A 26,246-nucleotide genomic window follows, 5' to 3' on the forward strand; every position below is an offset into this window, starting at 1 on the left:
GACTAACGCTATTTACAAAATAAGGGGGTGAGATATGAATGAGTACAAAAAATCAGCAAAGAAAATTTCCACTAGCACTTTTTGCCCTTTTAATAAGCGCCTTCGCTATTGGGACAACGGAATTTGTCATCATGGGTATTCTTCCCGATGTCGCAAATGACCTGCATGTCTCCTTAAGTGCAGCTGGATTACTTGTGACTGGATATGCACTAGGCGTCGCCATTGGCGGTCCAATTATTACAGCGTTCACTGGACAGTTGCCTCGCAAAAAATTGTTATTTGGATTGATGCTTATTTTTATCGGAGGTAATTTACTGGCAGCTATCTCTCCAAACTATTCGGTCTTAATGTTTGCTCGTATACTTGCTTCTTTCGCACATGGAACATTTTTTGGTGTCGGCTCTATTGTCGCGGCTCGCCTTGTTCCTCGTGAAAAACAGGCGAGCGCCGTTGCGATGATGTTTGCTGGGCTTACATTAGCCAATATTCTCGGCGTGCCGCTTGGAACTTTCATCGGACAAATGTGGGGATGGCGCGCAACATTTTGGGTTGTAACATTTCTTGGCATTGTATCTCTTATTGGAATTATTGGACTTGTTCCACATATCCGTGAAGAGAAGAGTTCAAATTTCTACCAAGAAATTCTTGTTCTCCGTAATAAACAAGTATTACTCGCTTTACTTATGACAGTACTTGGATTTGGCGGTGTATTTACAGCTTTTACGTATATCACTCCGATATTGACGGGTATTACCGGATTCAGTGCAAGCTCGGTCACTCCAATCCTGCTTGTATTTGGCGTTGGGATGACACTTGGGAATACAATTGGCGGCAAATTGTCCGATTGGAAGCTGATGCCTTCTCTCGTTGGTATGCTTGCATTTTTAGCTATCATTTTAGCGGTATTCACAGTAACGAGCTCGTTTAAAGTTGCTACTGTCATCACGGTTTTCGTCTGGGGGTTTGCATCCTTCGCAATCGTTCCAGCTTTTCAAATCCGTGTACTAACAAAAGCGAAAGGATCACCTAATATCGCTTCTGCTATGAATATTAGTTCGTTTAACTTAGCGAATGCTGGCGGTGCTTTCCTTGGCGGATGGATTATCGACAATGGACCGGGACTTCATGCAGTCCCATGGATTGCTGCTCTTGTTACCGTCGCTGGGCTTTTCATTACATTATTGAGTTGGTCTTTCGATAAACAAGAGAGTACATTCACCGCTCAACAAAGTAGAAAAATATAAAAAGTAAAGGAGACCATTATGAACTTACAAAAAAAGATTATGAAAAACATAGCTAGTATCGCAAGCATCTTCGGAGTCATGATTATGATGACAGCGTGTCATACGCAAACATCAGAATATAAGACTGCTGCACCAGCTAAGAAAGATATTCAACTATTGAAGGATTTTCCTCAACCTAAATCGATGACAATCGATCCTTCATTGGATCAACAAAAAGCTACGGAGATGGTTCATGCAGCGCAGCGCTTCTATGCATTTTGGAATACTGGCAATGACGCTCTAATCCCGCAAACTATTACAGACAATTTTTTTGATAACACGTTGCCAAAAGGGCGTCCTCAAGGACCAAAAGGCTTAACATTTGCATCAAGCAATTTCCGTAAAGCCGTTCCCGACTTACAGTGTAACATTGAGGATTTACTAGTAACTGGGGACAAAGTAACAGCTCGTCTATCATTCACTGGAACACATAAAGGGAATTTTGGAGAGAAACAGCCAACTGGCAAAGCTGTTAACTTCTTTGCGATCGATATTTTACGAGTGAAAGATGGAAAAATCATTGAAGATTGGCACTTAGAAGATAATCTAACACTTATGCAACAACTCGGCGTTGTACCGGAAAATTAATTGAAACACATTATAAAATAAAGGGGAAAACTACAATGAAAAATATACTGATTATAAACGGCCATCAAACCTACAGATCAGCAGAAGGAACACTAAATAAAACTTTGACAGACAACATAGTGAATGTATTAAGTGCAAATAACAATGTCCAAACAACAGCCGTTCAAAACGGATACAATATCCAGGAAGAACAAAGTAAGTTTTTATGGGCTGATATTATCATCTTCCAAACACCTATTTATTGGTTCAATGTGCCCGGTTTACTGAAGACATATATGGATGAAGTGTATGCTTATGGATTATTTTTCAAAGGATCTGAGCAATATGGAAGAGGCGGCTTATTAACTGACAAACATTATATGTTTTCAACTACATGGAATGCTCCGGAACAAGCATTTAACGATCCAGCACAATTCTTTGGAGGAGAGAGTTTAGAAGAAGCGCTTAGTCATTTACACCGCACACAAGAATTCATCGGCATGAAACCATTAAAGAGCTTCGCTTGCTATGATGTAATAAAAAATCCGGATATTGATAGATTTGTATTTGAGCTGAATACACATCTTGAAGAAGTATTACCACTTTAATTCATATTTAATGAGAAAAGCCCCTTCATAAAATTGAGGGGCTTGCAATTTTAATACAGATTTCAGTTAATCGTTTATCCCGCATTAACGAGCAGTAATACTCCCACCTCAAAATTCAGCGAAAGCATTGTCCAGCTCTAGCGGCTAGAATCTCCGGTCGTTTCGCCCCCTCGGACGAGGCAGAAAGCGCCTCTCCGCCCTGTGCGTGGGCGTCCTGCGATTCTGAGCGAGCCGCTTCCGCTTTTCTTAAGAAGTTAGGTGGGAGATAAACTGCCCGTAAAAGCCCGATTGGTGAGGGCTGATAATCAGTGGGAGATGAAGAAAACCCCCACTGATTAAAGTTTCACTTTATTACTTAATCGTTCCCATCCCAGCGATTTTCACACTTACGTTAACGTTCACATCCCCTTTTGCCAATGCCTTATTCCATTCATTTTGGACTTTTTTCCATTCCGGGTACGTGTAAGTTCTTGCATATCTCCCAAGGCCAATAGGATCAATTTCAGCAGCTTGTATTTTCTTTATTAATTGCTTGAAATCAGCTTCCAGCTTAGTTTCAATAGCCTTTTGCAATTTTGCTACGTCTTTTCTTGTATTGAACGGAAAAAGCCGTTCTGTAATACTAATTTGCATCTTTACATCTATATGAAATATAAAATGATGATCATATCTTACTTTTGTCTTTACTTTCATATTTTGAGCACTAAAGCTTATCCAATCTTTATCCTGTTTATCCGATTTTGGTTTGATTGCAATTGTAAATGGAAACTCACCTTTATTTTCGTGCTGTAAAATGCGTAATAATCTGTTTTCATCCGGTGTAAGTGTTAATTTATATCTGCCATTTTCGTCCAACAGAGCTGTTCCTGTCACCCATACTTTATTCTTTTTTTTCATTTGAGTAATACTCGCTGTCATCCCTTTGTCTATCGTTTGTTCATGCAATGTTTGAAGAGTTGTTTTTACAGTGATATTTCTTGTATAGGCGGTATCAATTAATTTTGCTAAATACAAAGGGAGCCGAGGCTTATCTTTTGGGGTATAAAAGATAACGTCCGAAACAGGTCCATCAACAGCGACAATCCGTGGAGTCACCGTATTTTTTGGATCCCGGTAGAATGGATCGAGGTAATCTTCCCAGTCTTTTCGTTTCAACAGCCGTTTTCCAACTAAGAAGACTTGTGTTTTACTTCCCGATGTTAACGCCATAACTGTAGCATCGAATTTCTCTCTAGCATTTCGAACCGTGAAAGATTTCACACCAGTATTTTCTTCTTTCACCCTTGCTTCTTTATTAAAAACAGGGCTTGACATGTACAGCAATAAATTATCATTACGATCTAAATCCATACCAATTATAAGGCTAAGTGAAACATCTTCAACATTTGTTTGATCAAAGCACCCTGTCATCATGAATGTCAATAACAACACACAACATAGTACCTTCCTTTTCACTGTATTCCCCTCCGGTGGTACTTCTCATATATCCAGCTATATATCCATAAAATGATCGGTGATATATATGTCAATCCTAATCCCGCATTTGATACTGCCTGTTGCCAAATCTCGGCTTGATTCCAACTAGGATGGTTCCAAAATATGAAGCCGATAATGGACAATAATAGAACAATGACGTGAGAGCTATGATCTTGTTTTCCAAGTAATTGACTAGAACAAAATACAGCACAGTATATACACGGAATCCAGGCCGTGGAAACAACAATGAGATAAATAGCTAATAAAATCATGTCAAAACGTTCTAAAAAACGAAATTCAATTACTTTAAGCAAGTTCAGTACCGGCTGATTAAATTCTGTGATACTATCAGGACTAAAATAGGAAAAGCAAACAAGGGTAGCAAACAAATAAAATAGCATTGTCAAGGTGTTTGCAATAACGATTCCGTGGACAGCGTACTGTTTTTTTTGTAAAAAGGGGTACAAAAAAAACGCAATATCAAACCCTAGAAAGGTGAAAACAGTAGTCGGCACAGCTGTTAATATCGGTTTCCATCCATCTTTCAGCAGTGGAAAGAAATGCAACCAACTACCACCATCTTTTAGCGGTATCAAAAAAAAGAGTGGAATCCAAAGCATCATATAAAAAACGAGTTCACAGTATCGCCCTATAATACGAATGCCATTACGCACAACTAGTAAAGTAGGAATTGAAAATAAAAATATAATGATATAGTCAGGCGTTTTCGGGAGAAGCCATCCCTTAAGATAAAGCATAGCATTCACAAGAATGATACCGGAATAAAAAGCAAAATATATCATGTAAATAACAACTAGTGCTTTCCCAACTATTTTTCCAAACAATCTTATAAGAATGTCATAAAGCGTATCCTCTGGATATCTTGCGGATGTTTTAACGATAAAAATCCCAGATATTGTGGAGAGTATCCAGCCGATAAGTATAGCTATCCATCCATCTGTTCCAGCTTTTTCTGCAAGCACTCGTGGGAGGGATAAAATTCCAGTTCCCACCTGCATTCCATTAATTAAAAAAATATACTGCATAAGAGTAATGTCATTATAGGCATACTTTTTCATAGTTTCACCTTTTATTGTGATTTTTTCCTTGTCGAATAGATTGAGTAGCTCCCGTACCCTTAGGACGACTGCTCATTGTCCATAGGGGAAAGCGTATAAAAGCATCTTTCATATCTGCAAAGCGAAACGGTGCTAACGGAGTGCCATAAGGAGTGCCTAGCGATTCAAGACTGATAAGATGCGCAATTAATGTCATCCACCCAATAACAAGTCCGACAATTCCAAACAAGGCAGCTGATATCATCATAGGAAATCGTAATAATCTGACTGCCGCTCCCATATCATAATTAGGAATGATAAAAGAAGCGATGGCTGTAATAGCAACAACAATAATCATAATGTTGCTGACAATTCCCGCTTGAACAGCCGCTTGTCCAATGATAATCCCGCCCACAATTCCAACTGTTTGACCAATAGGAGTAGGTAGTCTCAAAGCCCCTTCCCTCATCATTTCCAATGTCATTTCCATAAGCAGTGCTTCCATAACTGGAGAAAATGGTACGCGCGTTCTTGATTCCGCAATAGATAAAAAAAGCTCTACAGGAATGACTTCAAAATTAAAGGAAATAAACGCAACATAACTTGCGGGCAAAAATAGAGCAATCATAAAGGCAATAAAACGAAGTATCCGAATAAATGAAGCGACTAGCCAACGGGTACCGTAATCATCGACTCCTTGAAAAAAGGATATAAAATTTGTCGGAGCAATTAATACATTGGGGGAATGATCAACAACTACTACAAACCTTCCCTGAAGAATTTGAGATACAGCCACATCGGGTCTTTCAGTTAACATAAATTGCGGAAACGGTGAATACGGATTATCTTCAATGAATTCGATAAGTTCCCCCGTACTCATAACAGCATCCACCATAATATTTTGAATCCGTGTTTCCAACTCCTTCAGCACATCTTCGGAAGCTATATCTTTCAAATATAAAATGGAAACCCTTGTTTTGCCCCTCATACCAATTGTCGTTTCTTTTAACATTAATTCTCGCTGAGGAATATATCTCCGAATCAATGCAATATTTTGACTTCCCGTTTCTACAAACGCTTGATGCGCACCTTTTAGAGATATTTCATTACGAGTATCTTCAATATTTCTTTGTGGCCATCCTTTCGTATCTAATTGATGTGCTGTCGTTCGGCCATGGATCAATAAAACACTATCTCCGCCCAAAATAGCATTTTCAATTTGGCTCCACGTATTAATAATTTTCATATACCCTAATGGAATGGGAAGATCCATATTCGGATCAAAAGTATTATCCATCAAAGGCGCTAGAACGTGTTTTTGAATCGATTGCTTATCTGTTAATCCAGACAAATACACTAAAGCTGCTTCTAATCCATCTACTGTCATTAGAAACCGACGAATCACTAAATCAGGAGCCTGACGAAAGAGCTCCTGAAGCTCAGCTATGTTTTTAGATAAATCAGCATCTAAGAGGGAGTCCTCTATATTTTTTTCCTGAAAATGAGTATTGTCGCGTCTTGAAAACGACTTAGAATTGCCTCTACCTTTTAACCGTTTCAGAAGCTTAAGCATGAACTCCCTCACTTTCTACGTGCGTTCTATATTATTGTTTAGTATGCATTTCTTAAGGAAAAATATCCTAATAACTAACAAGAGGCAATGCCAGAATAACTGCTATAAAATAAAAAAGTATTTCTCTCTATTAGTCATACAGAAAGAAATACTTTTTTATTTTAGGAATGTAAAAAGCCTATATTTCTAACCCTTTTTTATAATACTCTTCCATAATTTCTTTAGGGACCATACTACCACCTGTCCCCCACATGATGTGTGTGGCATTTTCTAGTTTGTCAGTTAAGCAATGCTTTCTTACATATTCCTGTCCTTCTTTTTCCTTCAATAGCCTAATTGGTCCTGACACACCAGCTACCGCAGAAGGCTCTAAACTAATATTCTCTGAATCGATCAATGCACTTAATGATTGATACAAATGATGATCACTCACTGTATAACATCCACTTAATAAAGATTCAATGTTTTGACCAACAAACCCTGATGGCTTTCCAACCGCAAGGCCATCTGCCACAGTAATGTTATCAATGCCAAAATCTTTTACAGAAACTTTATCATGTAAACCTGTGATTAAGCCTATTAACATACTTGGACAATGAGTAGGTTCTGCAAAAAAACAATGTACATAGTCTTGATATATTAATTTCAAACCAAACGTAATTCCCCCCGGTCCACCTCCTACCCCGCATGGAAGGTACACAAAAAGTGGATGATTTTCATCTACCTGTATACTCATATCTTTTAATTGTTGTTGTAAACGAGAGGCAGCCACTGCATATCCTAAAAATAAATCATAAGAATTTTCATCATCAATAAAGTAACAGTTTGGTTTGTTACTCGCATACTTTCGACCTTCTTCTACAGCCTTACTATAATCTCCCTTATATTCAAGAACTGTTGCTCCCTTACTCTTCAGAAAATCCTTCTTCCATTTCTTTGCATCAGCTGACATATGGACCGTTACGTTAAAGCCCATTTTAGAACATATCATGCCAACGCTAAGTGCTAAGTTGCCAGTTGAACCTACTGCAATCGAGTATTGTGAGAAGAAGTTTCTAAATTTTTCACTATCCATTATTGAATAATCATCTTGCAGTGTTAACAATTGATGTTGAATAGCTAAATTTTCGACATGTTTAAGAACCTCATAAATACCACCTCTCGCTTTAATTGAACCTGCAATCGGAATATGACTATCACATTTTAATAAAAATTGACCAGGAGAATTTAAACCATAAATTTGTTCTAAGTGCTGTTGCATAGAAGGAATTTTAAGGATAGGAGATTCAATAATTCCATTTAACTTTTTTGTTTCTGGAAAGGCTTTAGCAATATAAGGAGCAAAACGTTTTAATCTTTCTTCCGCATCTTTTACATCTTTTTCATTAAATCGAGTTTTTTCAATCCCAGTTTGAAACAATTCGTATTTAGGGTTGGACCAAAATACTTCCTTTGTTAGTATTAGTTCATTAATGAAAGGATATTTTTTGAGCCAATCTTGCACAGTTGTTCCTTCAATTCGAGTGGTTTTCATCTGTTTTCCCCTTTTTATAACCGCATTGTATATTGGTTATAATGATTCTTCGGGTATTAAAATATACCAAAGAAAGCCACCCATTTTGGAAAAGGGTGGCTTTTTTGTATGTCGATTATCGCCGAATAATCTTTATCCCGCATTAACGGGCAGTAAAGGCCGGGGAAGCACGGGGAAGTTTCACTTTATATTATGTCGAAGCGCCGATATATTTATCCTGCGCTACTTTCCGCTATATACTTTTGGACATTCGTCTCCAGTCGGTTCGTAAAAACAATGATTCTTGTATTGTCCTGCATGAGGTTGATCCCACCAAGTAGGAGGACAATTACCAACTGGACGGAAAAACCACAAAGAATATACACCTGGCCATATACGAGCATAATTCAAACATTTTCTTGCCATTTCTTTGTCGCTCTCTCTTGCTCTTTGATAGAAATATCCTTTCGTCGTTGCTTCAAATCCGCCTGGTTGCTGATACACCATTTGCGAAATATTTGTAATTTGTTTAAAGTCTAGACAATCGCACATAACACGATTCACACCAACTGTCCCTACGGCCATCATACCTTGTTGCCCTTCTCCTTCTGCTTCAGCACGCATGAGACGAGCTAATAAATCTACATCACTTTCTGTATAGGCAATTCTCGTCATTTTTATTCCTCCATTCTTCCTATAACTATATGCAGAAAGGATTATTTGTTTAAAAAAGACAGGTTCTAAATAAAGTGAAACTTCCATCAGTGGGGGTTTTCTTCATCCCCCACTGATGGTTAGTTGAACCAATCGGGCTTTTACGGGCAGTTATCCCCCACCTATCTTCTTTAGAAAAGCGGAAGTGGCTCGTTCAGAATGTGAGGGGGATGGAGCTTCTGACGTAGAGGTGTTTTTTACCTCGTAGGAAGAAGCGAAGCCACCGAACATTCTAGCCACTGAAGCTGGACAACGATTCTCTCTCAATCTTGAGGTGGGGGTCTTACTGCCCGTTAATGCGGGATAACAAAAAAGCATTTATTTTGTCAAAAAAGCTGTCCAAAAAAAGCCGTTATTCAACGACCTTTTGGGACAGCTTCATATGTACAAATGTATTTTGCCTTCATCAATACAACGCAGTTTACTTACCGGTCTTCCTACTTGCTGATATACCATTTCATTCTCTAAAGCTCCAATTTCAATTAAAAACATGACATACTTTCGAATGGAAACCCTAGAAATTCCAACTAATTGTGCCATTTCTTCTGTTGTAAATGTTTTTCCATGAAGCGATTTTATCTGTTTCCAAACTAGCTGCAAGGTTTGCTTTGTTAATCCTTTTGGAAGCACTTTGCTTACAGAGGATTCTTTTTTTTCTTTTTGTAAAATCAATGCATCTAGTTCAGATTGATTAATATTTGGCTGCGCCTTCATAAATTTAAATTTTTCACGATAAGCAGATAATGCTTCCTTAAAGCGTTCAAACGTAAATGGTTTAATTAAATAATCTACAACTCCATATTGCAATGCTTTTTTGATACTTACCATATCATGCACCGCTGAAATCATCATCACATCAATTTCTTTTTCTTTATTGCGAATATGCAATAACAATTCAAATCCAGTATCACCAGGCATAAAAATATCAAGCAATATAAAATCTATATGAGTTTCTTCTAGAACTTGTAATGCTTCCTCTACAGAGTTAGCTATATGAACAAGTTCAAACCCACCAACTTGTTCTAAGTAATGCTTATTTAGCATCGCTACCATTGGGTCATCTTCTACAATTAAAACTTTAATCATTCTCCATCTCATCCCTACTTTTATATGGTGTTTCAATTGTGATTATTGTTTGCTCTCCTAATACTGAATCAATATGTATATTCCCTTTTATACGTTCTATACTTTCCTTCACAAGATATAAGCCATATCCTCGGTTTTCTCCTTTTGTAGAATACCCTTTGACAAATAATTTATCTATTTCTTCTTGTTTAATTCCCTTTCCTGTATCTGCAACCTTCACTATTAATTTATCGAAATATTCAATCGTAACATTTATCTGTTTATATTTACAATCCGCTACTGCATCCAAGGCATTATCAATTAAATTCCCTACAATTGTAATGAGTTCGTGAATAATCCCCTCATCATCCGGCTGTGGTAAATAAGAATCTTCACTTATCGTTAATTCTATTCCTTTTTCTCTTGCATAGCTAAGTTTCCCAAGTAAAAAACCTGCAAACACGGGATTTTTTATCTTCCGCATTACATCTCCAATTTCATATTGATGCTCTGATACCATGCTACTAACATACGTCTCTAATTGTTCATAATGCTTCATATTTGTTAGTCCTAATACAACATGCATTTTATTCATAAATTCATGAGATTGGGCACGTAAAGCCTCTGCATATAGCCTGATACCTGTTAACTGCTCTGCTAATTTTCTTATTTCCGTTTTATCACGAAATGTTGCAATTGCCCCAACAATTTCTCCCTTTACGTATAACGGAACTCGATTCGTAACAATTGTAATTCCATGTAGACTTTGTTCCTCATCGAACTGCGCTACTCCCGTTTGTAATACTTCCTTTATCCTTGAATTCGGCATATACTTCTTAATGTCTTTACCAATAAACTCTTCTTTGATCCCGCTTTTCTCAATTAACCGCCTGGCCTCGTTATTAATTAAAGTAATCCGCGCATCCTTATCAATCGCAATAATTCCTTCTTTAACAGATTGAAGCATCGTATTTCGTTCTTCTAAGATTTTTGAAATTTCACTAGGTTCGAGGCCAAATAAAATTTTCTTAATATGTCTAGCCAATAAAATAGCCCCTATAACTCCTACTAAAATCCCAACGCTGACACCGACGTACATAATATTTCTACTTTCTTCGACCATCTCTTCTACATTATTAGCTGAAATTCCAACAGCTACAACCCCTATTTGTTTTTTCGTTTCAGAAAAGATTGGTACAAATACTCGCATAGACTTTCCTAATGTTCCTTTTGCTGTTGATACATATTCTTTTCCTTTCAAGGCTGTTTCTTCATCGCCCCCAACGAAATGTTGACCAATTTTCTTAGGATCCGGATGAGATTTTCGTATCCCATTCATATCCATAACGACAATGAATTGAACATCTGTATTTTTTAAAAACCTATCCACATTCGGTTGAATGTCAGATTCATCTTTTCTTCCTGATAAAGCATCGATTACGAACGATGAGTTTGCTGTAATACGTGCAACTGCTTTCGCTTTTTCTATTTGACTTTCTTCTGTCGTACGCTCGACATGATGACTAATTAAAATATCCGTTACAAGTAAAGCAAATATAACAACAGCACATACCAAAAATGCAATGGTTTTCCGCAAACTCAAAAACTTCTTTTTTTTCTCCATCCCTCACTTTTCACCCCGTGTCTTCTATAATCCGTGCGAAATCTATATTACTCATTCTTTATATTGAAAACAACTTTTTTCGCAAGTAAGATTATATACAATATTTAACTCATTGAGATACAAAGAAAATCTATATACATACAAATTAAAAAATCGACATAAAAACCCTCTTGCTTTTTAGGCGTGCGAGAGCATCTAGCCATGCATAGAAGCGGTCAGGGCCTTTTTCTGCCACATGCAAAGTTTAAAACAAAAAGAGCCAGTGAATGCAGAGCTAGACAAAGATGTGGAAAAATGAAAGTGGATATATCAAAGAAGAAATAAAAATTCTCCCCACCTCTTAAAGATGGGGAGAATTTTCAAAAACAAGTGATTCTTGCATCACAGTTTCACTTTATTGTTCGATTGAATAGTTTGGCATCGTTGTAATTTGTGCTACACCTGATTGAATGGCTGCTTTTGCTACCGCAGCTGCTACACTCGGTACGACTCTTTTATCCAATGGATTTGGAATCACATAATTTGCATTTCGTTCTTCATCTGTAATGATATTAGCGATTCCATACGCGGCAGCTAATTTCATTTCCTCAGTAACATCTGTCGCACGCACATCTAATGCACCGCGGAATATACCCGGGAATGCTAATACATTGTTCACTTGGTTTGGAAAATCAGAACGTCCTGTTCCAACAACAGCTGCTCCGGCCTCTAGTGCATCTTCTGGGAATATTTCTGGTACTGGATTCGCCATTGCAAACACAATTGGATTTTCATTCATTGTCTTCACAAGCTCTTTTGTTAATACGTCAGGAGCAGATACACCGATAAAAATGTCTGCACCGTCAATCGCTTCTTTTAATGTTCCACGTACAAATTCACGATTTGTTTCTTTCGCAATCTCAACTTGTGCAGGGTTCATCCATGATTCTCCTTCACAAACGACACCTTCTAAACTTACTAACGTCATATGCTGTGCACCTGCTTTTAATAACAATTTACCAATTGCAATCCCTGCAGAACCAGCACCATTAATGACGATCTTTACTTCACCCATCGTTTTATTTACTACTTTTAACGCGTTAATAACTGCCGCTAAAACAACAATCGCTGTTCCGTGCTGATCATCATGAAACACTGGAATATTTGTTTCTTCTTTTAAACGCTTTTCAATTTCAAAACAGCGCGGCGCTGCAATATCCTCTAAATTAATACCTGCAAATGTAGGTTCTAAATTTTTAACAATGGTTACGATTTCATCTACATCAGTCGTTCCAAGACAAAGCGGAAATGCATCGACATTCGCAAACTTTTTAAATAAAATACTTTTCCCTTCCATAACAGGCATAGCTGCTTTCGGTCCAATATCACCTAATCCAAGTACTGCCGTTCCATCCGAAATGACCGCAACCATATTACCGCGTGCTGTATAGTCATAAGCTGTTTCTTCATCTGCCGCAATTGCCTTACAAGATTCCGCTACACCCGGTGTATATGTCAAACTTAAATCATCAGCTGAATTCACTTCTACTTTACTTGTAATTTCAATTTTTCCTACTAATTCTTTATGAAGCAATAACGAACGTTCCTTAATTTGACTCTCTAACATAAAATAATCTCCTCCTAATTTTACAAGCTAGCTACGTCTTTACATAGCTAGCTTGTCTGATGTTACATTACGAAAACATTTTTAATAAAATTGATGCAGTTACAACCATTGCTGCTCCGCCTAAACGCGTTGAAATTTGTGCAAACGGCATTAATTCCATACGGTTTGAAGCTGATAAAATCGCAACATCTCCCGTTCCGCCGAGTCCGCTATGGCATCCTGTTACAATCGCAGATTCAACTGGGTACATTTTCATAACTTTCCCAACAAGGAAGCCAGTCGCAATCATTGTTACTACTACTGATGCACACACCGCAACATATCCAACTGAAAGAACAGCTGCTACATCTTTTAACGGAATGTATAGTAATCCTAAACCAACCATTAATGGCCATGTTAAGCTTGTTGAAATAAATTTGTATAAGTGATACGCACCTTGCTCCATTTTTGCTGGCATTAATTTAAAGTATTTCACAAGTGCAGCTGAAAAGATCATAATGATTGCCCCTGGAATACCGATAAATTTAGAAGCAAATCCACCGAAAATAAAGAACGTACATGCAATTAATAAACCTGCTCCCATTAATGAGAAGTCAATTGGTTTTTCTATATTTTGTTCTTTTAATAACTCATCTTGATTACCTGTTTTTACTAAAATACCATTACCGCTAAGCTCTGGTTTTTTCTCACCTAATCGCTTCATGTATCCAGCGCCTATAATCGCAAACATATTTCCGATAACCGCTGCTGGAATAAGCTGAGATACAAATGTTGCTGATGATTGATGTAAAATGTCACTGTAAGCTAAGGAAAGTGGTAAAATCCCTTCTCCGATACCACCGCTCACAATTGGTACAATGATAAAGAAGAACGTTCTCTTCATTTCAAATCCAAATAATGATCCAACTAATAATCCAACTGCAATAGAAGCGAGTGTTCCTACAACTAATGGAATAAACATGCGCATAAAGCCTTGCACTAACACTTTACGGCTCATTCCTAAAACACTTCCGATTACTAAACAAGAAATATATAAATATAAAAAGTTCGATTTTTTCATTAACATATTCACAGCATTCATTGATGCTGGGTTCATCCAATTAAAGAACACGAGAAATGACGGAATAAATAATGAAAGAATTGCTGGTCCACCAATGTTCTTTAAAATTGGAATTCTCATTCCAATATCACCTAAGAAAATACCCATAATCATAATAACTGCAAAACCGCCAATCATATCCGCAGGCAACTTATTATATACAGATGCTCCGTAAATAACCGCTGCTAGTACAAGATATAAAGGTAACGGTATAACACCAATTTTGATATTCATAATTTTTGAAACGAATGTTTCCTGCTTTGTTTCTACTTCACCTACAGGTGACATCGTTTCCACTTGATTTTGAATCCCCATAGAGGCACCCCCTTATGTTGTTATTTACAATATTAAAACGCTTTCAATAGTAATAATAGATTTTGTAAGTTTTGTAAGTGGTTTTGTAATTAAAAAAAGCAGCTTATGGATATAGTTTCCACAAGCTGCTTTCTATTTCACACCTAACTTTTCTTTTGCTTTCACAGGTATTTCCTTAGTTGTTATTTCTTCGTATCTTTGAATTCCATTTGTTTTATCAGGATATTCACCATTTACATACACACGAAGAAATGCCTGTAATTTTAAGTTTTTCGTTGCAAAAAATTTAACTGTTTCTTCATTTCCCTTTTTATCATATGCTTTCATTGTATACCAGTACACGGGCTGCTTTTCTCCATGATTATCTTGCACTGATTCTTCTTTTCCATTCTCTGTGATTTGAACGTAATATTCTTTTGCTACCCATTTTTTAATATCTATTGAATCATTTTTTTCAGCAACAGCTAGCACTACCATTGAAGATACGGAAAATAATAGCATAAATAACGTAATACCTATTACATATTTCTTCAAGTGAATCACACCTCTTCTGTTCATTTACTATGTCTGTTTGTATCATAAAAGTTTTATATATGATTTGTTATCGATTTACGTGACAGCAAGATTACATTTCTGTAAGGTATTCCTTTTCTCGTCACACATATTTTTTGTGGTAAAATTAAGGAGATAGAAGGGAGACTTGGGAATGAATCGAGTTGAAGACAAGTTTTTATCTACTGTACTTTCTCAATTTATACATATAAAGGAACGTGCTGGACAAGCAATTGAGCAATTAACCGAACAAGAACTCCATTGGCAACCTAATGAAGAATCTAATAGTGTCGCAATCATTATGAAGCATTTAAGTGGAAATATGCATTCAAGATGGACTGGCTTTTTAACAACAGATGGAGAAAAAGAAGAAAGAGATCGCGACGATGAATTCGTTGATACGATCCAATCAAAAGAAGAATTACTCCATATTTGGGAAAAAGGATGGTTCCTCTTATTTTCAACTATTCAAGAACTCAAAACAGATGATCTACTAAAGATTGTGACCATTAGAAAAAATCCCTTAACGGTTTTAGAGGCCATTCAAATTGAAATTGCCCATTGCAGCAATCACTTAGGACAAATTCTATATATCGGTAAGCAAATTAAAGGTTCAGAGTGGAAAATATTAAGCATTCCGAGAGGACAGTCTAAAAACTTTGTTAAATAAAATCAATAATATGAACAATAAAAAAAGAATTAGCGACTAAACATCGTTTTGATAGAGTTGCATACACAAATGCAAAAGCACCGTTTATCATAGAAAGTATTGAAAAAGCGAAAAAGGAGAGATAAATGTGGATTCTTTGCTTCTTACAGCAGTAATCGCTTTGGGTATGTTTTATATTTCCGGTCAGTTAAACAACATCCATACAAGATTAAAACGAACAGAAGATAAATTAGATCGAATCGCTAAACACATGGAACTCCCTGAGCATGAAATTAACGAAGAGCTTCGCCAGTTAGTTAAAGAAGGTAAAAAAGTTACAGCAATCAAAAAAGCTAGAGAAGTTTTAGAGTTATCATTACTTGAAGCTAAAAATTATATAGATTCTTTATAACCCGTTAAAAGCTAGCAAATTGCTAGCTTTTTGTGCTGTCATTACAAGCTCCTTATTTAATTAAAACTCCAAAATCCGAACCGTCTTCCGCGTTGCATGTAATTCAATAGTTGCGCCAATTGGCATTGTGACAATAGGATGTGTATGACAGCAATCAAAATCTGCTAAGATTGGCATATTCGTGTCTCCGATTACTTCAAGCAAAATATCATATGGTGTTAATCCTGTTCCTTGATCGTCAAATTGCTCATGCTTTCCTAGAATTACACCGCCAACTTTTTCAAATATACCGTTTATTTTTAAGAAACTAAAATGCTTTTCAACAATCGCTGCTGTTTTTTTACAGTCTTCGATCATTAAAATATCTCCCTTTTGAATAACAGGCATATAAGGACTACCCCATATACTTAACATTGTCATTAAGTTTCCAGCTATTAACCGACCTGTTGCTACGCCTTCCTTTACACAAACCCATTCATTCGAATAACTTGCTTTGGGACGATTTTGTGTTTGCCAATTTACTTGCTCATCTGTCCAAAAAGGATATATAGGATACTCATACGGAAGTGCTCCATTTTTTATGAGCACATCTTCAAATGATGAAAATGTATCATTTACATATGGAGGAAATTCTCCCAATGATGAAATTAGGGATGGGCCATAAAATGTTGTCATACCCGTTTTAGCATAAATCCCTAACAAAATGGCTGTGACATCAGAATACCCAACGAAAATTTTCGGATGTTTCTTTATCTCTTCATAATCCAAATAAGGAAGTAAAGAATTCGAATTACTTCCTCCAACAGACGACATAATACACTTAATTTCTGGATTCCGGATGAATTGGTTCAACTCTTGAACACGATCTTTTATATTCCCAGATCGATAACCATCATACTTTCCAGTAAGACTCCCATCAACTATAATAAACCCTTTACTTTCCAAAAACTGTTTCGAACGTTCGAATCTAGTAGGTGATGTATATGTACCAGGCAATGATGGTGAAAAAACGCCTATTTTATCTCCTTTGTTTAACCGGAACATTCCTTTTCACTCCTATATAAACATGTATGTGATATTTATTTAATATAACCTAATTTCCTAGATATTTTAAATTGATAGAGGGCTTTTTATATAAAGTGAAACTTTAATCAGTGGGGGTTTTCTTCATCCCCTACTGATTATCAGCCCTCACCAATCGGGCTTTTACGGGCAGTTTATCTCCCACCTAACTTCTTAAGAAAAGCGAAAGCGGCTCGCTCAGAATCGCAGGACGTTGGAACACCCGACAGAGAGGCGCTTTTTGCCTCGTCCGAGGGGGCGAAACGACCGGAGATTCTAGCCGCTAGAGCTGGACAACAAAGAAATGTGGAAGTGGCTCGTCCAGAATGTGAGGGGGATGGAGCTTCTGACGTAGAGGTGTTTTTTACCTCGCAGGAAGAAGCGAAGCCACCGAACATTCTAGCCACTGGAACTGGACAATGCTTTCGCCGAATTTTGAGGTGGGAGTATTACTGCCCGTTAATGCGGGATCAATTTTTTAAAATGTCGAATTTCAAAGAAAATTGTCTATTTTCCGTTGATTAATTTTATTTTTAATGCTAAACTTATAACCATAAAGAAAGAGTAGCGAAAAAACCCTTAAGCTTTTTAGTTTTCTGAAAATTAAGTTTTTAACTTTCATTGACATTCTTGTGCTGCTCCCGCTCTTTCTTTATCCTTGCAAGAAGTTGTCACAAAGCTAGTACTTTGTGGTGGCTTCTTTATTTTTGTGCTACTGTCACTCAAAAATAAAAAAACCCGCGCATTATTGCGCAGGTTCTGTACGATATTTTGCTTCAACGCGGTAAATACGATTTCCCTTGCTTGAGAATTTTTCTTCGTATTCCGTCATAATGTTACCTTCAAAGTCACTTTTGTGAAGATCTAAACTAATAAAAGGCAGCAACATGCCATATTCCGCCATACTTGTAAGAGAGTATTCGAACAAGGTTTGGTTATCTGTTTTGAAATGAATTTCTCCGCCTTTTACAAGTACTGTTTCATAGTTGCGTAAAAATGTTTTATACGTTAAACGACGCTTTTCATGGCGATTCTTTGGCCATGGATCAGAGAAGTTTAAATATACGCGATCAATTTCATTCTTCGCAAAGAATACAGTTAAATCTTCTGCATCTTTATTAATTAGTTTTAAGTTCGGCAGTGGCTCTTCAATTAATTTATCAAGTGCATCTACAATTACGCTTGTGAATTTTTCAATTCCAATATAGTTTACGTTTGGATTTGCTTTTGCCATTTCGTACATGAAACGGCCGCGGCCTGTTCCAACCTCAATATGAATCGGATTGTCATTGCCAAATAGCTCTTTCCATTTTCCGTTATGCTCTTCTGGATTTCCAATTACAAACTGTGAATACTCTTTCGTTCGGTCCATTGCATATGGTTTATGTCTTAAACGCATAGTTCTCTCCCTCTCTGCACTCCAAGATGTGTGTATCATATAAAAAACCAAGTACGTACGAGCACTCGGTCCGTTTCTTTCAAGTATAAAATTTACTATTTTGATGGAAACTACAAAGTGTATAAAATACAATTTCCATCAGCGGTTCGTTACGCTCGTTTCATTGTTACGATAACAACTGAAAAGGATGTGTCAAAATGCCACTTAATCATGAACATCAAATGGCAATCTTAAAAGACATCTTAGTCAATCATCAAAGTGATTGCTGTGGAACGGTTTCTGAGTGTGAACAATTAGAACGTCTTATTCAATCATTACTCGCAAATGATAGTGTGAGCAATAATGTAAAAACGATGTTAAACGATGTATATTACTATAGTCAATCGGGTAAATATTCCTCTGATTTAGACGGCCATATTTCTGGTCATCAAGAACAACTGTCACAATGGATTACAGGAATGGATAGTTTTTCTTAAATTATTCTGAAGCGAGTAGTTGCATTAAATATTGAAGCCAATATTCTGCTTCTACTTGCTTATTTTTTGCTGTATACCATTGCACGAAAATCATACATTGCAGTGTAACGTACCATTTCATACGGCTTAGCAAAGAATCAGTGAGTTCTAATCCGTAATGCTCAAGCCACTCGTGCCATTCATCTCTTGGAACGTACCAATGGAGTAGCATTCCAATATCAAGAGCTGGGTCTGCAATGACCGCTCCGTCCCAATCAATTAAAAACAATTCGTTATCATCTGTTACTAACCAATTATTATGATTGACATCGCAATGACAAACAGCAAGATGATCAAATTCTACATTCTGAAGGGACTTTTGTAAATACTGAAGTCCTTTTTGAATGACTTCATTTTGCTTTACATCCTCTTGCAAAGTGAGGAGCGCTTCTTCTAGTATATCTTGCGCATGCAAAGGCTGTTTCCCAAGCTTTTGAATCATATGCACTAACGCTTCAGAAGAATGAATTTTTTTCAGCAATGCTGCCACTCGCTTAGATTTCATATCTTCTGGCTCTAATTTTTGTCCTGGTAGCCACCTTTGTGCCGAAATCACATCACCATTTGTTAATCGCCTTGTCCAAAGTAACTTCGGAACAATCCCTTCTGCTGACAATACCGCAAGAAAGGGCGATGAATTGCGCTTTAAAAATAGTTTATGTTGTTCGTTGTGCGCAATGTAGGCATCTCCAGTCGCCCCCCCGGCTGGTATTACTTTCCATTCTTCTCCTAACAATTGTTCCAACCATTCCATGTTCATTACCCGTTAACAATTCCTTATCTTTTATAGTTATGAAAAGAAAAACCGCAACATATTTAAACATATGTTGATGGTTTCCGTCCATTCGCTTTACTTTATTTTACAAAAACAATAATAGGCTGGCAACTTAACTGAATAGCCACCTTTTTCAATTCTACATTTATTATATTCGCATCGTCAAGGGGCGATTTGTCACATTTTCGCCAATATATAGGTACTAATCGGAGCAATAACTAATGTATCTCCATCAAATGAAGAAATGGGACTCTCTGCTGCCCTTATATCATTTGCAAGTACGTGCCATACACCGCTACTTGGCAATGAAACCGTTTGCTCCTCTATTCCATTATGAAATAACACAACAATCTCTTTCCACTGTCCGAACTGCTGTACATCTTGTAAATAATATGCAATTACAGAAGGAGCTGTATTGAAAAAGGACATATGCCGCTTAATCAATTCAGAAGACGCAAAGCGAAAGGCCCCGTGTGATTTGCGAATGCAAATGATTCCTTTTATATAAGAAATCGTTTCTTCTTCTCGTTCTTTTTGATCCCAGTCCATTTGATTAATACAGTCCGGAGCATTATAACTATTTTCATTTCCTTGCTTTGTACGATAAAACTCTTGACCAGCATGTAAAAACGGAATGCCTTGCGCTAATAATGTCATCGTTGTTGCAAGGCAATGGCGACGTTTTTGCAAATATTCCTCTTCTTTACTGCTGCCTATAATCTTATCCCACATCGTCATATTATCGTGACATTCTACATAATTAATGCTTTGCACAGGTTCTATAAATAAACTCTTCTGTTTGAGATAAGGGATACTTCCTGTAAGCAAGTATTGAACATGCTCTTTATTTGTTATCTCCCCGAGCGCATACCCGCATTTTTGCACGTCAAATGTACTTCCCTTAATTCCATCACGAAATTGATCATTAAACTGGGCGATACATGGTAGTTTCGCTGCATTTTGTAATGTTGCCTTCTGATCCGCAGCAAGCGGTGTTTGTAAATCCCATCCTTCACCTAGCAATATTACATGCTCTTTTACTTCATTTACTTTCTGCCGAATTTCGTTCATTGTCTCAACATCTAAAATTCCCATTAAATCAAACCGAAAGCCATCCACCTTGTACTCTGTTAACCAATATAAAACGGAATCGACAATAAACTTGCGTACCATACTGCGCTCTGAGGCAATATCATTTCCAACCCCCGTCCCATTTGATGGCATTCCATTTTCGTCGTGCCGAAAATAATATCCAGGTACAAGCTTTTCAAAAGAAGATGTTTCTCTTTCATACACATGATTATAAACGACATCGATAATAACGCGCAGACCATTTCGATGAAGTGCTTGAATCATTTGTTTACATTCAACAATTCGGTTGTACGGATCAATCGGATTTGTTGCATAGCTTCCATTTGGAACATTGTAAAATAACGGATTATATCCCCAATTATACGTTGCAAATGGCTGCTCCTCATCTACTCCGGCATAATGATGAATCGGTAATAGTTCAAGATGTGTAACGCCTAATTCCTTTATATAAGACAGGCCCGTTACCGTCCCTCGTTCTCCTGTCGTTCCTTCTTCTGTTAAACCGGGATATTTCCCTTTATACATTGCGCCGCTATGAGGATGAACCGTCATATCACGAATATGCGCCTCATAAATAACAGCATCCGTCATAGAATCCATGAGAGGTAATGGTTCCTCATCTTGCACATATGTTTTCGCAAGGTTTATGACAATTCCGTACGTACCGTTTACAGACACTGATTTTGCATATGGATCAACTGCTTCTCGCCAAATTAAATTGATGCAGACAAGAAAGGTATACTTCGCACCGTCCCAGTCTCCTGTTAACTCGTAGCTCCAAACACCTTTTTCTTGTCCTTTCATCTCATAATCTTTATATACTTCCTCGCTTTCATAAATACGAACCTTCGCTTTTGTAGCTGTTGGCGCCCACACTTTAAATACAGTTTGATTGCTGGAATAAGAAGCACCTAAATCTCGTCCGTCGTACATATATAACTCATCAAATTTCTCTGTCCGAATGACAGCGCCCATCTGTAAATCAGTTTCTGCCCCCTGTTCATCACGTACAATATAACAGTTACTCAATGTGATTGGTTCACTAACTTTACATTCATATTTCGTTGCATGTGGAAGAGAGGTGATACAATTGATTGAAAGCTCCCATTCATTTGCACCTTGTGTTAAATGGAATATGCTACTCGTCCCGTATGCATGCGGAAGTAAAACTGTAATTTTATCCATTTCATCTAAATATGCTTCAAATGTACGCTGTATGCTTAACATATGTATCCACACCCTCCCAAGAGACACTCCATTTTCTATAGTATATTCAAAAAATCAGAAAACGTTTTCAAGCCTGTGTATTCTGTAAAGATATTTCATAAATCGCCTCGTACTTCGGCACCCGTTCTACATGCGTTTCGTATACCGTTACTGTTTCCACTTCAAATATACGCGGCGGCAGGCTAGGAAGCTGATTTTTATCAAACGCTTCCTCTCCTTTCCATTTACGAGCTACGGTAATATGAGGATGATACGGACGCGTTTCTAATTGAAAACCATTTTGCTCACATATCGTATACACTTCTTTTTGTAAGTCAAACAAAGCACGTTCTTCTTCCACTCCTACCCAAAAGACACGCGGCTGTTCTTGTACACCAAAGGTATGACACCCTTGCAATGTAAGTGAAAAACGAGACATTTTAGCCAGCTGCGGCAAGTCTAGTTTCAACTTTTCAAGTTGCCTTTCCTCAGCACTTCCTAAAAACGAAAGTGTAATATGGTAGTCTTCTTTATGTACCCAAGAACGAAACGGCGTCGTTTCTTCTATCATTTCTTTCCACTCTGCCAATATATTCTTTATTTCATTTGGTAATTTCACCGCAATAAAATAATGTTTCGCCATCGTTTCTCTCTCCTTTTCCCAGGATACATCTATTATTCGTGTGAAGCTGATTCTCCATACATATGAAAGAAGCCGCTATCCTTATCGAGAGCGGTTCATTCATTGGTTTCGATTGTTCAACATATAAATCACTGGTACGGAAAACAAAAGGTGACCTATACTCGTTTTCTCTCTTTGTTTTCGCACAGCACGTGGCAGAAATAGGCCCTGACCGTATCTCTTGACCACCTTAAAAGAAAGGGTTTATGCTTTCTATTTCGCTAATTCATAAATCGCATGCGCATAAATCGCTGTTGCTTTAAGTAAATCTTCAATTTCAATATACTCATCTTTTTGATGCGCTAATTCTTCTTTTCCTGGGAATAGCGGACCGAACGCAACACCAGCTTTCAATGAACGTGCATATGTACCGCCGCCAATTGCTAATAACTCTGCTTTTTCTCCTGTTTGTTCTTCGTATACACGCTGAAGTGTACGAATTAACACATGATCTTTATCGACGTGATGCGGACGAGAGTCTGATACATTTGTGATAGCAAAGTCTTTTGCACTCACATAATTTGTTAATGTTTGCAATGTTCCTTCTAAGTTTGTTGTGACTGGATAACGAATGTTTAATCCAAGTTTGCCGCCTTCTTCTGTTGTATAGGAAAGAAGACCAACGTTTACTGTTAACGGGCCTGTAATCTCATCTGCATACGCAATGCCAGCTTTTTCTCCAAGCGTATCATTTGTAAATGTTTCCGCAGCTAAGCTAGCAAATGCACCGCCTTGCTCATCTAAAGAGATTGTTGTTAAGAAGTTCACAAGCGTTAAACCTGCATTTTCTCCTTGTTCCGGTGTAGAACCGTGTGCCGAAATACCTTCTACTTGCAGTGTAACTGTATTTCCTTCCACAATTGCTTTCCCGTTTTTCTTTGCTTCTTGTATATATTGTTCATACTGACTTGCAAGTTCCGCTGCTTTTTCGCTCGTTAGGGTAGCCTCTGCAAAATCAGGAACCATATTTAATCGGCGTCCGGATGAGAAGGATACTAATATATGTTCTCCTGTTGCATGTTCTTTTTTATTTTGGACTACATATAAATCGCAAATTCCTTTTTCCGCATTAATAATTGGAAAATCTGCATCTGGAGCAAAGCCCATCGTCGGCATTTCTTCGTGTTTAAAGTAATGGTCTACGCATTTCCAATTACTTTCTTCATCCGTTCCTAAAATCATACGAACGCGTTTAGAAAGCGGCAATTCTAGTTCTTTTACAATTTTCATTGCGTAGTAAGCTGCCATTGTTGGACCTTTATCATCAATTGCACCACGTGCAAAGATTTTACCATCACGAATATCAGCGCTATATGCCGGTGTTGTCCAGCCGTCTCCTTCTGGTACCACATCGACGTGACATAAAATACCAACAATTTCTTCTCCTTGTCCCATTTCTAAATGCCCTGCATATCCCTCTAAATTTTTCGAAAGAAATCCGTCAGCCTCTCCCTTATCTAACATAAAAGATAATGCTTTTGCTACACCTTCTCCAAACGGTGCACCTTCTTTTGCCGTCTCTTCTTCCCATACACTTTTAATTTGCAAAAATTGCTGTACATCGTGAATCAGATTATCTTTTCGTTTCTCTACTTCTTGCATCCAATTTATATTTTCCATACTTTCACCCTCTTCTCTATTCTCTTTTTCATCATAGCAAACGATCTCTTTTTATGCTAGCAAGCTCAAATTTAATAACGAACAATTTTAATATTTCAGATAATTAAAGTTAGTTTTTTCTTATTTTTATAATTTTTTTTGCAGGAATTTGACGTTTTACGTAGAAATTTATAAGATAGTTGATAAAGAGAAACAAAATATCAACAACTTTCTTTCTACAAACTCTATCACATAGTCAACTACCCACCACTTAAACGCTAACACGTTTTGAAGTGGGGGCTTGAAAAAAGCCCTGGTTGTCTAGCCTCGGTCTTTCGTGGACCCCGTTCGTAGGTTGCATACCCAAGAATGATTCCCTAGTTCTTGGCTCTATGATGGCTCTGTAACAGTTCTGATTGGGAAGGAACGGTCAACCACATGCCTTCTTATTTAAGAAGTTGCTAACACCTACAAACATTGGCGAAGGGAAACTACATCCTCATATGGATGGGCAAAACATGCGTGTATTTGCCAAGAATTACTTTATGCTATACCCAACCGAAATTCCTCCTTATCGCTTCACGCGCTTGAATATGGAGACTTCTTTCGGGAATATGTTAAAATTTCGTAAAAATTGAGCAAGTTAGAGCATGTTTTTTTTCATCTGGAGTACAATGGAAATAAAGACCTTCTTTCCTGAATGGGTCAAAAAACTTGTAGAGGAGTGGTTTTTTGATAAAACCTACAACTACTCGTATGCTAACACGCATTAAATCAATCTATATGTACATTAATGAGAAAGGCACCGTAACGACGCAAGACCTTGTAGATGAGTTCGGGATCACACCGCGAACGATACAGCGCGATCTGAATGTGTTGCAATTTAATGAACTCGTGTATAGCCCTTGCCGTGGTAAGTGGACAACAACAGGAAAGAAAGTGAGAATGACCTCGTGATGAGTATAACTTGATTTATTATATACATACCCCCATCCTTAATAGAAGAATGGGGGTTCTTTTTCATTACTGGAATCGCTCACAGCATCATAGATGAAATTAATTATTTAAGCCCTCTGCTTGAGTATGATAAGACTTTAGCATCTCTACTTCTTCGTCTGTTAATTCACGATATTGTCCAAGCTCTAGTTCCTCATCTAATACTAAAGGCCCCATCTCTGTGCGCTTTAAGTACACAACCTTTTTTCCAACCGCTTCAAACATGCGCTTTACTTGATGAAACTTACCTTCTGTAATAACAAGTTCAATTTCAGATACGTCATCGCTTTGTAGAATTGTCAGCTCACCTGGCTTTGTTTCATATCCATCATCTAAAATAACGCCTTTTTTGAACGCAGCAACATCTTCTTCTGTCACTTTCCCAGCTACTCTCGCAAAATATTTTTTGGGCACGTGCTTTTTCGGAGAAAGAAGTTGATGCGCTAACTTTCCGTCATTCGTTAATAAAAGAAAACCTTCTGTATCAATATCGAGTCTTCCAACTGGGAACGGATCAAAAATTGCATCTTCCATTTCTAATAAGTCAATAATCGTTTCATGATTGTCATCTTCTGTTGCAGAAATGACACCTTGAGGTTTATGCATCATTAAGTATACAAACTCTTTATACTCCACTACTTCACCGTGAATCGTAACCTCTTGTTCCTCAACATTCACATGATATTTCGCATCTTTCACTGATACGCCATCTATTTTTACAACGCCGTCTTTTAATAATTTTTTCACTTCTTTACGACTACCATAACCCATGTTTGCTAATAACTTATCTAATCTCATCGTTTCAC

Annotated in this window: 24 protein-coding genes; 7 read left to right on the forward strand and 17 right to left on the reverse strand. The window is 37.4% G+C overall.

Going from position 1 to position 26,246, the window contains the following annotated elements:
• Nucleotides 1-38: 38 nt before the first annotated feature.
• Genes MR076_RS03440 through MR076_RS03450 form a run of 3 tightly spaced genes read left to right on the forward strand, consistent with a single transcriptional unit; the run spans nt 39 to nt 2,458 of the window.
• On the forward strand, nt 39-1,244 hold the full coding sequence (locus MR076_RS03440) for an MFS transporter (protein WP_242217618.1): 1,206 nt from the start codon (nt 39-41) through the stop codon (nt 1,242-1,244).
• Between the two features lie 39 nt (nt 1,245-1,283).
• Nucleotides 1,284-1,871, forward strand: a complete 588-nt coding sequence (locus MR076_RS03445) for an ester cyclase (protein WP_396021651.1) — start codon at nt 1,284-1,286, stop codon at nt 1,869-1,871.
• Between the two features lie 35 nt (nt 1,872-1,906).
• Nucleotides 1,907-2,458: an NAD(P)H-dependent oxidoreductase gene (locus tag MR076_RS03450; RefSeq protein WP_242217620.1), complete on the forward strand. Its 552-nt coding sequence runs from the start codon at nt 1,907-1,909 to the stop codon at nt 2,456-2,458.
• Nucleotides 2,459-2,809: 351 nt separating this feature from the next.
• Here MR076_RS03450 and MR076_RS03455 read toward each other — a convergent pair whose 3' ends face one another.
• The 10 genes from MR076_RS03455 to MR076_RS03500 form a co-directional block, all read right to left on the reverse strand.
• Nucleotides 2,810-3,913 carry a Ger(x)C family spore germination protein gene (locus MR076_RS03455; protein WP_242217623.1) on the reverse strand — a complete coding sequence of 368 codons (1,104 nt, stop codon included), beginning with the start codon at nt 3,911-3,913 and terminating at the stop codon, nt 2,810-2,812.
• Nucleotides 3,910-5,013, reverse strand: coding sequence for a GerAB/ArcD/ProY family transporter (locus MR076_RS03460; RefSeq protein ID WP_242217627.1), 1,104 nt, complete (start codon nt 5,011-5,013; stop codon nt 3,910-3,912). Before MR076_RS03460 ends, MR076_RS03455 begins: the two co-directional genes overlap by 4 nt.
• 4 nt (nt 5,014-5,017) lie before the next feature.
• The gene (locus tag MR076_RS03465; RefSeq protein ID WP_242217630.1) at nt 5,018-6,565 is read right to left on the reverse strand and encodes a spore germination protein; all 1,548 of its coding nucleotides are present in this window, start codon (nt 6,563-6,565) and stop codon (nt 5,018-5,020) included.
• A gap of 178 nt (nt 6,566-6,743) precedes the next feature.
• Nucleotides 6,744-8,099, reverse strand: a complete 1,356-nt coding sequence (locus tag MR076_RS03470) for a D-serine ammonia-lyase (protein WP_242217631.1) — start codon at nt 8,097-8,099, stop codon at nt 6,744-6,746.
• A 222-nt stretch (nt 8,100-8,321) separates the two neighbouring features.
• Nucleotides 8,322-8,753 carry a cell wall hydrolase gene (locus MR076_RS03475; RefSeq protein WP_242217633.1) on the reverse strand — a complete coding sequence of 144 codons (432 nt, stop codon included), beginning with the start codon at nt 8,751-8,753 and terminating at the stop codon, nt 8,322-8,324.
• 417 nt (nt 8,754-9,170) lie between these two features.
• The gene (locus MR076_RS03480) at nt 9,171-9,878 is read right to left on the reverse strand and encodes a response regulator (protein ID WP_242217635.1); all 708 of its coding nucleotides are present in this window, start codon (nt 9,876-9,878) and stop codon (nt 9,171-9,173) included.
• Nucleotides 9,871-11,481 carry a sensor histidine kinase gene (locus tag MR076_RS03485; protein ID WP_242217636.1) on the reverse strand — a complete coding sequence of 537 codons (1,611 nt, stop codon included), beginning with the start codon at nt 11,479-11,481 and terminating at the stop codon, nt 9,871-9,873. The genes MR076_RS03480 and MR076_RS03485 overlap by 8 nt, the downstream gene beginning before the upstream one ends.
• A gap of 394 nt (nt 11,482-11,875) precedes the next feature.
• Entirely contained in the window at nt 11,876-13,087 is a 1,212-nt protein-coding gene (locus MR076_RS03490) for an NAD(P)-dependent malic enzyme (protein WP_242217638.1), read from the reverse strand.
• 67 nt (nt 13,088-13,154) lie between these two features.
• Nucleotides 13,155-14,501, reverse strand: coding sequence for a 2-hydroxycarboxylate transporter family protein (locus MR076_RS03495; RefSeq protein ID WP_242217640.1), 1,347 nt, complete (start codon nt 14,499-14,501; stop codon nt 13,155-13,157).
• Nucleotides 14,502-14,633: 132 nt separating this feature from the next.
• Nucleotides 14,634-15,035: a YxeA family protein gene (locus MR076_RS03500; RefSeq protein WP_242217642.1), complete on the reverse strand. Its 402-nt coding sequence runs from the start codon at nt 15,033-15,035 to the stop codon at nt 14,634-14,636.
• Between the two features lie 172 nt (nt 15,036-15,207).
• Here MR076_RS03500 and MR076_RS03505 point away from each other — a divergent pair, with 172 nt between their 5' ends.
• On the forward strand, nt 15,208-15,723 hold the full coding sequence (locus MR076_RS03505; protein WP_242217644.1) for a DUF1572 family protein: 516 nt from the start codon (nt 15,208-15,210) through the stop codon (nt 15,721-15,723).
• 127 nt (nt 15,724-15,850) lie between these two features.
• Entirely contained in the window at nt 15,851-16,114 is a 264-nt protein-coding gene (locus MR076_RS03510) for a hypothetical protein (protein WP_242217646.1), read from the forward strand.
• 60 nt (nt 16,115-16,174) lie between these two features.
• Here MR076_RS03510 and MR076_RS03515 read toward each other — a convergent pair whose 3' ends face one another.
• Together MR076_RS03515 and trmB are read right to left on the reverse strand one after the other, a co-directional pair.
• The gene (locus MR076_RS03515) at nt 16,175-17,158 is read right to left on the reverse strand and encodes a S66 family peptidase (protein WP_242217652.1); all 984 of its coding nucleotides are present in this window, start codon (nt 17,156-17,158) and stop codon (nt 16,175-16,177) included.
• Nucleotides 17,159-17,921: 763 nt separating this feature from the next.
• Nucleotides 17,922-18,575 carry a tRNA (guanosine(46)-N7)-methyltransferase TrmB gene (gene trmB / locus MR076_RS03520; RefSeq protein ID WP_242217654.1) on the reverse strand — a complete coding sequence of 218 codons (654 nt, stop codon included), beginning with the start codon at nt 18,573-18,575 and terminating at the stop codon, nt 17,922-17,924.
• A 197-nt stretch (nt 18,576-18,772) separates the two neighbouring features.
• Between trmB and MR076_RS03525 the strand changes: the two genes are divergently transcribed.
• Nucleotides 18,773-19,051, forward strand: coding sequence for a YtzH-like family protein (locus MR076_RS03525; RefSeq protein WP_242217660.1), 279 nt, complete (start codon nt 18,773-18,775; stop codon nt 19,049-19,051).
• A 1-nt stretch (nt 19,052) separates the two neighbouring features.
• On the opposite strand, the gene MR076_RS03530 is transcribed toward MR076_RS03525, so the two are convergent.
• The 4 genes from MR076_RS03530 to pepV form a co-directional block, all read right to left on the reverse strand.
• Nucleotides 19,053-19,850: a phosphotransferase family protein gene (locus MR076_RS03530; RefSeq protein WP_242217663.1), complete on the reverse strand. Its 798-nt coding sequence runs from the start codon at nt 19,848-19,850 to the stop codon at nt 19,053-19,055.
• 192 nt (nt 19,851-20,042) lie between these two features.
• Entirely contained in the window at nt 20,043-22,184 is a 2,142-nt protein-coding gene (gene pulA / locus MR076_RS03535; protein WP_242217664.1) for a type I pullulanase, read from the reverse strand.
• Between the two features lie 67 nt (nt 22,185-22,251).
• Entirely contained in the window at nt 22,252-22,806 is a 555-nt protein-coding gene (gene thpR / locus MR076_RS03540) for an RNA 2',3'-cyclic phosphodiesterase (protein WP_242217666.1), read from the reverse strand.
• A gap of 252 nt (nt 22,807-23,058) precedes the next feature.
• The gene (gene pepV, locus MR076_RS03545) at nt 23,059-24,465 is read right to left on the reverse strand and encodes a dipeptidase PepV (RefSeq protein ID WP_242217671.1); all 1,407 of its coding nucleotides are present in this window, start codon (nt 24,463-24,465) and stop codon (nt 23,059-23,061) included.
• A 714-nt stretch (nt 24,466-25,179) separates the two neighbouring features.
• Here pepV and MR076_RS03550 point away from each other — a divergent pair.
• Complete coding sequence (locus MR076_RS03550; protein WP_035436379.1) at nt 25,180-25,401, forward strand: DeoR family transcriptional regulator; 222 nt, start codon at nt 25,180-25,182, stop codon at nt 25,399-25,401.
• Between the two features lie 99 nt (nt 25,402-25,500).
• Here the strand turns inward: MR076_RS03550 and MR076_RS03555 are convergent, their stop codons facing one another.
• Nucleotides 25,501-26,238, reverse strand: a complete 738-nt coding sequence (locus MR076_RS03555) for a pseudouridine synthase (RefSeq protein ID WP_242217673.1) — start codon at nt 26,236-26,238, stop codon at nt 25,501-25,503.
• Between the last annotated feature and the right edge of the window lie 8 nt (nt 26,239-26,246).

Origin of the sequence: Bacillus cereus group sp. BfR-BA-01380, from assembly GCF_022663535.1 — a bacterium.
Lineage (GTDB): Bacteria > Bacillota > Bacilli > Bacillales > Bacillaceae_G > Bacillus_A > Bacillus_A cereus_BB.